Source organism: Actinomyces sp. 594 (genome assembly GCF_019325145.1).
Lineage (GTDB): Bacteria > Actinomycetota > Actinomycetes > Actinomycetales > Actinomycetaceae > Actinomyces.
Window position 1 is genome coordinate 39747 of record NZ_PIZC01000066.1, and the last position, 9371, is coordinate 49117.

General features: G+C 68.9%; 7 protein-coding genes. 4 read left to right on the forward strand and 3 right to left on the reverse strand.

The window, feature by feature from the left end; genetic code table 11:
- Positions 1 to 645 (reverse strand): TetR/AcrR family transcriptional regulator (locus GZ998_RS11750; RefSeq protein WP_219109934.1); only part of this gene is annotated, 645 nt, incomplete at its 3' end.
- Between the two features lie 319 nt (positions 646 to 964).
- Between GZ998_RS11750 and GZ998_RS11755 the strand changes: the two genes are divergently transcribed.
- The 3 genes from GZ998_RS11755 to araA all read left to right on the forward strand — a co-directional run bounded on the left by GZ998_RS11755 (position 965) and on the right by araA (position 5448).
- Entirely contained in the window at positions 965 to 2830 is a 1866-nt protein-coding gene (locus tag GZ998_RS11755) for a hypothetical protein (RefSeq protein ID WP_219109935.1), read from the forward strand.
- A gap of 296 nt (positions 2831 to 3126) precedes the next feature.
- Positions 3127 to 3864, forward strand: a complete 738-nt coding sequence (locus tag GZ998_RS11760; RefSeq protein ID WP_219109936.1) for an L-ribulose-5-phosphate 4-epimerase — start codon at positions 3127 to 3129, stop codon at positions 3862 to 3864.
- A gap of 69 nt (positions 3865 to 3933) precedes the next feature.
- A complete protein-coding gene (gene araA, locus GZ998_RS11765) occupies positions 3934 to 5448 on the forward strand; it encodes an L-arabinose isomerase (protein ID WP_257505959.1) in 1515 nt (504 codons plus the stop codon).
- A 24-nt stretch (positions 5449 to 5472) separates the two neighbouring features.
- On the opposite strand, the gene GZ998_RS11770 is transcribed toward araA, so the two are convergent.
- Both GZ998_RS11770 and GZ998_RS11775 read right to left on the reverse strand, forming a co-directional pair.
- Positions 5473 to 6528, reverse strand: a complete 1056-nt coding sequence (locus GZ998_RS11770) for a LacI family DNA-binding transcriptional regulator (RefSeq protein WP_162680089.1) — start codon at positions 6526 to 6528, stop codon at positions 5473 to 5475.
- Positions 6513 to 7538: a LacI family DNA-binding transcriptional regulator gene (locus GZ998_RS11775; RefSeq protein ID WP_162680088.1), complete on the reverse strand. Its 1026-nt coding sequence runs from the start codon at positions 7536 to 7538 to the stop codon at positions 6513 to 6515. The genes GZ998_RS11770 and GZ998_RS11775 overlap by 16 nt, the downstream gene beginning before the upstream one ends.
- A 259-nt stretch (positions 7539 to 7797) precedes the next feature.
- Between GZ998_RS11775 and GZ998_RS11780 the strand changes: the two genes are divergently transcribed.
- Entirely contained in the window at positions 7798 to 9303 is a 1506-nt protein-coding gene (locus GZ998_RS11780; protein ID WP_257505961.1) for an alpha-N-arabinofuranosidase, read from the forward strand.
- The last annotated feature ends 68 nt before the right edge of the window (positions 9304 to 9371 follow it).

The following is a 9371-nucleotide window of genomic DNA, read 5'->3' on the forward strand; positions in this document are numbered from 1 at the left end:
CTGCCGGGCCGCCTCCTCGCGGATACGCTGGAGACGGCGCATCCGCGCCGCCCGGCCACCCGTCCGGCGCCCACCTCCGCGTGCCCCCAGGGACTCGATCTCAGGACTGAGGTAGCTGACGTACTCGGCGGCCATGTCCTCCGGCGACTGGTGGTAGCCGCCGCGTATCCACGTGTCAATGAGGCCGAACAGGCCGTAAGCCTTGAAGTGATGCGCGTTTAGTGCGCGGGAGTCGGCGCTGGGCACCTCGCCGCCTCCCGGTTCGGCCTTGCGGCTCGGTGCATCGCTGCCGAGTGCGTCAAGCACCGTTGCCAGTAGAACGTTGTGCTGCCCCGCGGCGTAAAGGAGCTCGTTGACCTGCCGCATCCGCAAGCAGAACCGGAACAGGGCTATCGCGTTGGCGCGGTCATCCGTCTCGTCATACCAGTGGTGGGCGGCGAAGTCTGTCCAGGCCGTCTGGTACTTGTAGGCCAGTACCTCCTCCTTGGAGGAGAAGTGGCGGAAATAGGTGACCCGCCCCAGTCCGGCGCGGGTGGCAATATCGCTGGCGCTGATCTTCTTCAGCGGTTTTTCTTGCATGAGCTCGAGCAGGGCGTTGCCCATGGCGTCCTTGAGCGGCGCCGCGGAGTCCTCGAGTCGTGCCATGCTGACCTCCAGGGAGTGGTCGAATCGGCAACGTACAGGAGTAGCCCCGGCTTCGGCAGGAACCGCCCAAGCCGGAGTGTTACCCATTTCGAAATATAGTCGTCTTGCGGGACCAGACACGCCCACGCGCCGCAACGGATTTGGGGGAGCGCTCCGGGGACTCGCAGCAGGGCGGGGGCCGTGAGGGCGTTGCGAGCAGCTAGGCGTGGAAGACTGGCCTGTGCTCGGCCCTGAAGGTTTCGGTTTAACGGACCCACCCCAGGAGGTAGTTGTGGTCAGACGGCGACGGAAGGACAAGCGCTCCAATGCCGGACACCCCGTGACGGCAGTAGAACCGGAGCAGCCGCGTCCGCCGGAGCCGGTGCGGGTGGCGACTCCGGACGAGGCCCGCGAGCTCGCCCAGCTCCTGCTGGGCGCAGGCCGGGAGGCGCCCGTCGTGGTGGTGTCCACGCCGCTGGGCAGCGAGGCCCCCTGGATCGATGCCGACGCACTGGCTCACTACGGGCGTGGCCTCGTGCCCGTCTACTTGCTGGAGACCGGGCGCACGTCGTATGCCTTTGCCGACGCGATGCCGGAGTACACGCAGGTTTACGGCGGGGCGGGCCGCATGTACTCCCCGGACCTCGCCTGGGCCACGGACTGGAGCCGGTCGCGGCTGTTCCTGGCCACGGATCCGGAGTCCGGGCGGCGGGCGACCGACGGCCTGATCGGGGAGCTGGCCCGGATACTGCCGCGTGGGCAACGGCCGCAGGCGACGCAGAGCTTCAAGGGCACGGTGAGGATGCTCGTGCCGCCGTCCCGCGCACTAGTCGAGGGCGCGCAGGAGAACTCGCCGCTGGCCATGATCTCCCCGGAGGAGTCGGTGCCCGCCCTGAACGTGACCGTGGGCCAGTTGGTTGCCGCCGGCCAGCAGGTGGAGGGCAGGCATGATGCGACTACCGGATACCTCGATGTCTCGGCGAGCCTGCGCTCAGCGGGACAGGCGCTGGACGGGCTGGAGGCGGGCGAGGTGATCCTGGTCCGGGTTGCGGCCATGACTCCTGATGAGCTGGTGGTGGAGCCCTACCCGCAGGTGACCGTGCGGATTCCCAAGATGAGCGTGACTGCGAATCCGTTCGACAGTCTGGATGACCTGTTCTGGATCGGTGCGGTGGTACGCGCCCGCGTGGACTCCACCGCCGGCGGGCTCTCACTGTCCATGGATGACGTCGACGACGACGAGTCGGTACGCCCGGCCCCCAGTCTGCTTCCCGGGGGTCCCCCGTGGCTGGAGGAGGCGGGAGAGGCGGCCTGGGAGGGGGCCGACCTGGTGTCTGGGGGCGCGGACGGTATGCCCGCGCCTGAGCCGCGGCCCGGAGCTGCTGAGTCACCCGCGGCGGCTTCGCGCAGCGACGTCGCCGCTGAGGACCGGGCCGACCGCGGTGTAACCGTAGTGCCCTCTCCCCTCGGCGTGGGCGGGGTGGCGGAGGGTGACGCCCGCGGACGCCGGATCATCGAGCTGGAGCGCAGCCTGGCCGATGCGCGCGAGCGCCTGGCGCGGCTCGCCGAACGACTGGATCAGGAGCGTGAGCAGACCGACCACTTGCGTATGGAGCTGTCCCTGACCAGCCAGCTCTACCGTGAGGCCACGCGCGAGGTGGCGCAGCTCACGGAGCGGCTTCAGCACTCCATGGCGCAGCACCGCAGCGCCTCGCGCAGACTCGCCCAGCGCAGGTCTGAGCGCGACGCGGCGCGGGATGAGACCGGGCGCAGGGAGGATTCCGCGCGCGCCGAGCCGCTGTTCCTGGAGCCGGAGGACCAGCTCCGCCATGAGATCTACTTGGCCTGGGCGCAGCTGACTCCTCCGCAGGACAAGGCGCAGTGGCCCCTCCCGGCCGACTACATCGTGGGTCCCGGTTTCATCGGCTCCGTGGATGCGCTTGAGGGCGTGGATCACGAGCGCGTGCTGAGGGTTGTGGTCGAGGTGCTCACTGGTCGGGTCAAGGACATACCTTCGCGTCAGCTGCACCGGTTGCGCCTGAACACCCACAGTGGGCAGGCGCGTACGCGGGCAGACGGGGCCGTGGCATTCCGCGTGGCCGTGCAGGTGAACACCCCGTCGGCGCGGAGGCTGCACTTCTGGCGACTGCCCGATGGGCGCGTCGAACTGATTAATGTGGCGGTGCACGACCAGATCGACATTTAGCCGGTGGCGGGCGGTGGCGTGAGCGGCAGCTGCTGCCGGCTGCCATGCGCCGCCGGGTGCCATGCGCTGTCGGGTGCCACGGCGGCCGGAAGAGCACCTTGACAGCATCGATGTGAACGTTCACTATTGGTGGTGCCGTGCTGCGGCCACCGCCGCGGCCGGTCCCTTCGCCTACGTGCCCCACTGACCGCCGTGGTGCGCGTGGGGCGGGAAGACACCTCGCGGCAACGGTGCCGAGCCTGACTGCCGCCCACAAGACACACGAGAAACCGAACTGGGGGAAGAACGTGGCTGATATGACCGAGCGGATTGTGCTGGCTGATTTGGATGATGGTGTGCGTGGGGCGGTGGCTGATGCGCGTGAGCGGGTGGCGCGTTTGCATGGGGAGCTGATTCGGTGGGGGCTGGTGGTGTGGACGGCTGGGAACGTGTCTGAGCGGGTGGTGGTGACCCGGCCGGACGGGACTGTGGAGCGGACGGACTTGTTCGTGATTAAGCCGTCTGGGGTGGCGTATGAGGAGCTGTGTGCGGACAACATGGTGGTGTGCACCCTGGATGGGGACAAGATTGTGGATGGTACGCCGGAGGGGTTGGTGCCGTCGTCGGATACGGCGGCGCATGCGTATGTGTACCGGCACATGGACCAGGTGGGCGGGGTGGTGCATACGCATTCGACGTATGCGACGGCTTGGGCGGCGCGGCGGGAGCCGGTGCCGTGTGTGCTGACGATGATGGCGGATGAGTTTGGGGGTGAGATTCCGGTGGGTCCGTTTGCTCTGATTGGGGATGACTCGATTGGTCGGGGGATTGTGGAGACTCTCGCGGGGTCGCGGTCTCCGGCGGTGTTGATGGCGAATCATGGTCCGTTCACGATCGGGCGGGATGCGCGGGCCGCGGTGAAGGCTGCGGCGATGTGCGAGGAGGTGGCGCGTACGGTGCATATTGCGCGTCAGGGGGGTGAGATGGTGCCGATTGAGCCGGAGCTGATCGACCGGCTCAACGACCGCTACCAGAACGTCTACGGCCAGCACTGACCAAGTCCGGTCCCCCAGCAATCAGCTGAATTCAACATCCAAAATTCATAATTCAAAGGAGAATAACTCATGACTGCTCTGCCCAGCCCGTTCGACGGCAAGGAGATCTGGTTCCTCACCGGGAGCCAGGACCTGTACGGCGAGGAGACCCTCGCGCAGGTCGCCGACCAGTCCCGGCAGGTCGCCGCGTGGCTCGACGCCGCCGACGCCATCCCGGTGCGTATCGTCTGGAAGCCGGTCCTGAAGGACCGCGATGCCATCCGCACCGCCATGCTCGCCGCCAATGCCGCCGACGCCTGCATCGGCGTGATCGCCTGGATGCACACCTTCTCCCCGGCCAAGATGTGGATCGGCGGCATCGATGCGCTGTCCAAGCCCCTGGTCCAACTGCACACCCAGTACTCCCAGTCCCTGCCCTGGTCCACCATCGACATGGACTACATGAACCTCAACCAGGCCGCCCACGGTGACCGCGAGTTCGGCTACATCCTGACCCGCCTGAGCCAGCCCCGCAAGGTCGTCGTCGGCCACGCCACCCAGGCGGACACCCAGGTCAAGATCGGCACCTGGGCGCGCGCCGCCGCCGGCTGGGACGCCCTGCACCACACCCGCCTGGTCCGCTTCGGCGACAATATGCGTAACGTCGCCGTCACGGAGGGGGACAAGACCGAGGCCGAGCTGCGCCTAGGCGCCAGCGTGAACACCTGGGGCGTCAACGACCTGGTCGAGGTCGTCGACGCCGTCACCGAGGCGGAGGTCGACTCCCTCATCGAGGAGTACCTGGGCGCCTACGACGTCGTCGAGGAGCTGCGCCCCGGCGGCGAGCGCCACGAGTCCCTGCGCTACGGCGCGCGCATCGAGGCCGGCATGCGCCGCTTCCTCCAGGAGCGCGGTGCCACCGCCTTCACCACCAACTTCGAGGACCTCGGCGGGCTGCGGCAGCTGCCGGGCCTGGCCGTCCAGCGGCTCATGGCAGACGGCTACGGCTTCGGCGCCGAGGGCGACTGGAAGACGGCCCTGCTCGTGCGTGCCGCCAAGGTCATGGGCTACGGCCTGCCCGGCGGCGCCTCCCTGATGGAGGACTACTGCTACGAGATGACGCCCGGTAAGGAGAAGATCCTCGGCGCCCACATGCTCGAGGTCTGCCCCTCGCTCACCGAGTCCAAGCCGCGCCTGGAGATCCACCCGCTCGGTATCGGGAACCGTGAGGACCCTGTGCGCCTGGTCTTCGACGCCGACACCGGCGCCGGCCTAGTGGTCGCCATGTCCGACATGCGCGAGCGCTTCCGCCTGACCGCCAATGTTGTCAAGATCGTCGGCTCCGACGAGCCGCTGCCCAAGCTGCCCGTGGCCCGCGCCGTATGGGAGCCGGCCCCCGACTTCTACACTTCCACCGAGTGCTGGATGCAGGCCGGCGCCGCCCACCACACGGTCATGACCACGGCCACCACCCTGGAGATGTGGCAGGACCTGGCCGAGATCGCCCGGATGGAGCTGGCCCTCATCGACTCCGCCACCACCACACGTGGCTTCGTGCAGGAGCTGCGGGGCAACCAGGTCTACTACCGCCTGACTCAGGGCTGAGCTGATCGATTCGCGGCCTGGGGGCTAACCCAGCCGCTCCGGGCCCGCCCCGGCGCCGTCGACCGTGGAACCACGCGCCGACAGCGCCGGGGTGGTGGTCACCAGCCGCGCCTGCGTAAGGTGGGGTGGGAGCGATTCCTCACGGCGGCCCCCCGCAGGCCCGATACCGAGCAGCGTCAGCGCACCCTCGGCCATGGCCGGCAGGTCCAGGTCCACGCTGGTGAGCGTCGGAGTGGCGAAGGCGGCGGCGTCGGTGTTCCCCCGGCCGACCACAACCACCTCCGCCGGCACCTGCACACCTCGCCGCCTCAGCGCGCTGACGGCGCCCGCCGCAAGGGCGTCGTTGTGACAGACCATGGCATTCACGGGGAGAGCGGCGTGAGCCAGCCGCGCTACCGCCTCGACCCCGCCGAGCATTCCGTCGGGGACACCCACCCGGATTACGGCGTCGTCGTCGACGCGCAGCCCTGACTCCCGCAGGCCCTGCACGCAGGCGCCGGTCCAGTGGTCGGCGGCCTCGGCTACGCCGACCACCGCCGGGCGGAGCCGCCCCAATGCGCGCAGGTGCGCCGCAACCAGCTTCACCTGTGCCTCAGGCGGGCAGGATACGCGCGGCAAGTCCGGCGGGCCGGAATCGGCGATGAGTACCAGGGGCGACTTCGTCTGAGCCACTTCCCCGCACGCTAGTGACGCCGGGTCCACGCCCCGCGGCACGAGTACGGCGGCGTCGGACCGCTTCGCCCACGACCCAGCCAGAATCTCCTGCTCCCGGTCCGCCTCACCCTGGGTGAGCTCCAGGACCACCGACGTGTGAGCGGCTGCCCGCATCAGCCCCTGCGCCAGCGCGGCGTACAACGGCTGCTGCAGGGTGGGTATGGCCAAGGTGATGCGCCCGCGGCGCCCGCTGCGCAGCGCCGAGGCACTCGGATTGAGCCGGTAGCCCAGCGCCGTGACCGCCTCAAGTACGCGTTGGCGCGTTTCGGGCGAGGCCCCCGGCGCCCCTCGCAGCACATTGGAGACGGTCTTAGCGGACACGCCCGCGCGGCGGGCGACGTCGCTCATGGTCACGCGCGCGGCCACGGTGCCTCACCCCCGACGGTGGAATCACGTGCCAAAAGCACTACGTCCTCAATGACGGTGCGCGCGGGGGCGTCCGGTGCGGCAATGCGCCGCCGCAGCAGTGAGACGGCGTCGGCGGCGTAGGCGCCCAGAGAGGGGGAGACGGTTGTCAGCGACGGGGAGGTGTAGCGCGACAGCTCAAGATTGTCGATACCGGTCACGGCCACGTCCTGCGGTATGCGTATCCCGGACGCCGCGAGTTCGTGCAGTGCGCCGAGCGCGAGTGCGTCGTTGAAGGCGATCACCGCATCGAAGCCGATGCCGCGGTCCAGCAGCACGCGCACCGCGTTGGCGCCGTCGATGGGGCGCCACTCGGAGGAGGCGACCAGCAGGCGTTCATCCAGCTCGAGCCCGTGCTGTGACAGCGCCGCGCGTAGGGCCGCGGTGCGGGTCAGTGCGGCCGCATGCGTCCACTCGCCCTCGGAGGCCACGCCGAGGGCGGCTATGTGCTTACGCCCCAGGGCCCGCAGATGCGAGACAACCAGGCCGATACCGCAGTCATTGTCCATGGCGACGCGATCGACGACGTCGTGGCGCCTTTCCCCGAGCAGCACCAGCCGATACCGGGAAGCGGCCTCGGTGACCTCCTCCGGCGCCATTCCCTGCCAGTACATGATGGTGCCGTCGAGATCGGGGTGGTCGGCCAGAAATCTCGCCTCCCACTGACCGCGCTCGCCGGTGACTCCCAGCACCACGGCCAGGTCGTGGCGGCGGGCCTCGGCGGCAATGCGGTCGGCGATCTCGGCGAAGAAGGGCTGGTTCAGTTCCGGCACCGCAAGGCCGATCGTGTTGGAGTGTCCGGTGCGCAGCGAACGGGCGGAGGCGTTCGGGCAGTAGCTGGTACGTGCTACAGCCGCGAGCACGCGCTCGCGCGTGGTGGGGGATACCCCCGGCTCGCCGTTGACCACCCGCGAGACAGTCTTCGGCGAGACGCCTGCGAGGGCGGCGACGTCGAGCAGTGTGGCGGCCATGCGCGGCAGCATACAGATACCGCCTCCAACTATGCGGTAGCGCACATTCAACGATGTCAAGTGCTGCCGTTCGCCTTTGTTTCGTTGGCGGTTCTGAAAAATGCGGTTATGGCGGTGGAACGTGGGTGGGATCTCGTTCTTAGAGGCGCAGTAGCGGAGGTTGACAACGTTGAAGTATCGGGACACGATGGTGGCAACGCAAGCACTCCGGCACCGCCCGCCGGAGGCGCGGCCCAACCGACTCAAAGGAGAGATTCCCTTGGCAGCACGCATCTCGGTCGACGCCGACCGCCCTATCGGCCGTATCTCGCCCCGCATGTACGGCTCCTTCGTGGAGCACATGGGGCGCTGCGTCTACACCGGCATCTTCGAGCCCGACCACCCGACCGCCGACGCCAACGGCCTGCGCCAGGACGTCATGGAGCTGGTGCGCGAACTCGGTGTCACCACCGTGCGCTACCCCGGCGGCAACTTCGTGTCCAATTACCGCTGGGAGGACGGTGTCGGCCCCATCCAGGACCGGCCCCGGCGGCTGGAGCTGGCCTGGCACACCACCGAGCCCAACACCTTCGGTACCGACCAGTTCATGACCTGGTGCGACCAGGCCGGCATCGAGCCGATGATGGCCATCAACCTCGGCACCCGCGGGGAGACCGACGCCGTAAACCTCCTCGACTACGTCAACGGCCGGGCGGACACTCAGTACGCCAACCTGCGCCGCGCCAACGGGCACGAGGACCCTTACAACGTGCGCATGTGGTGCCTGGGCAACGAGATGGACGGCCCCTGGCAGGTGGGCCACAAGAATGCGGCGGACTACGCATACTTGGCCCTGTCCACGGCCCGCGCCATGCACATGGTGGACCAGGACCTGGAGCTGGTGGCCTGCGGCTCCTCCGGCTGGGAGATGCCCACCTTCGGCGACTGGGAGCGCACCATCCTCGACCTGGCCTACGACGAGGTCGACTACATCAGCCTGCACCGCTACGTCGATCCCGATGCCCAGGACCGGGCCAGCTTCCTCGCCGCCGGCGTGGACCTGGACCGCTTCATTGACGGGGTCATTGCCACCGCCGACGCCGTCGGCGCCAAGCACCGCTCGAGCAAGAAGATCATGGTCAGTGTGGACGAGTGGAACGTCTGGCGCCTGGGAGCCTGGAACTCCATCGAGCACGGCTTCGCCCCCGACGACTGGCCGGAGGCCGCTCCCCGCATCGAGGACGTCTACACCGGTGCCGACGCCCTGGTGGTCGGCGGCCTGCTCATCTCCCTGCTGCGTCACGCCGACCGGGTCAAGGCCGCCTCGATGGCTCAGCTGGTCAACGTGATCGCCCCGATCATGACCGAGAAGGGCGGGCGCGCCTGGCGGCAGACCACCTTCCACCCCTTCGCCATCGCCTCCCGGATCGCCCGCGGCCAGGCCTATGACGCCGTCGTCGCCAGCCCAGTCACCGGCACCGAGCGCTACGGTGAGGTCGACACCGTCGACGCCGTGGTCACCTGGGAAGAGGAGACCTCCACCGGCTCGCTGCTGGCCCTGAACCGCTCACTGACCGATTCGGTGGACGTCACCGCCGCGCTGGGGCCCCTGGGCGCGAGCCGCGTTACGCAAGCTCAGATCATCGCCCCCGACGACCTCGACGCCGTCAACACCGCCGACGACCCCGACCGCGTCCGCCCCGTCCCCCACGAGGTGACGCTGGCCGACGGCGTGCTCACCACCACGCTGCCGCCCGCCTCCTGGCTGGCGGTCGAGCTCGCCTGAGCTCCTCTGATTGGTCGGCGGCGGGTCGGCCCGACCCGCCGCCGACCCCGCCCGGGCGGTCTGCTACG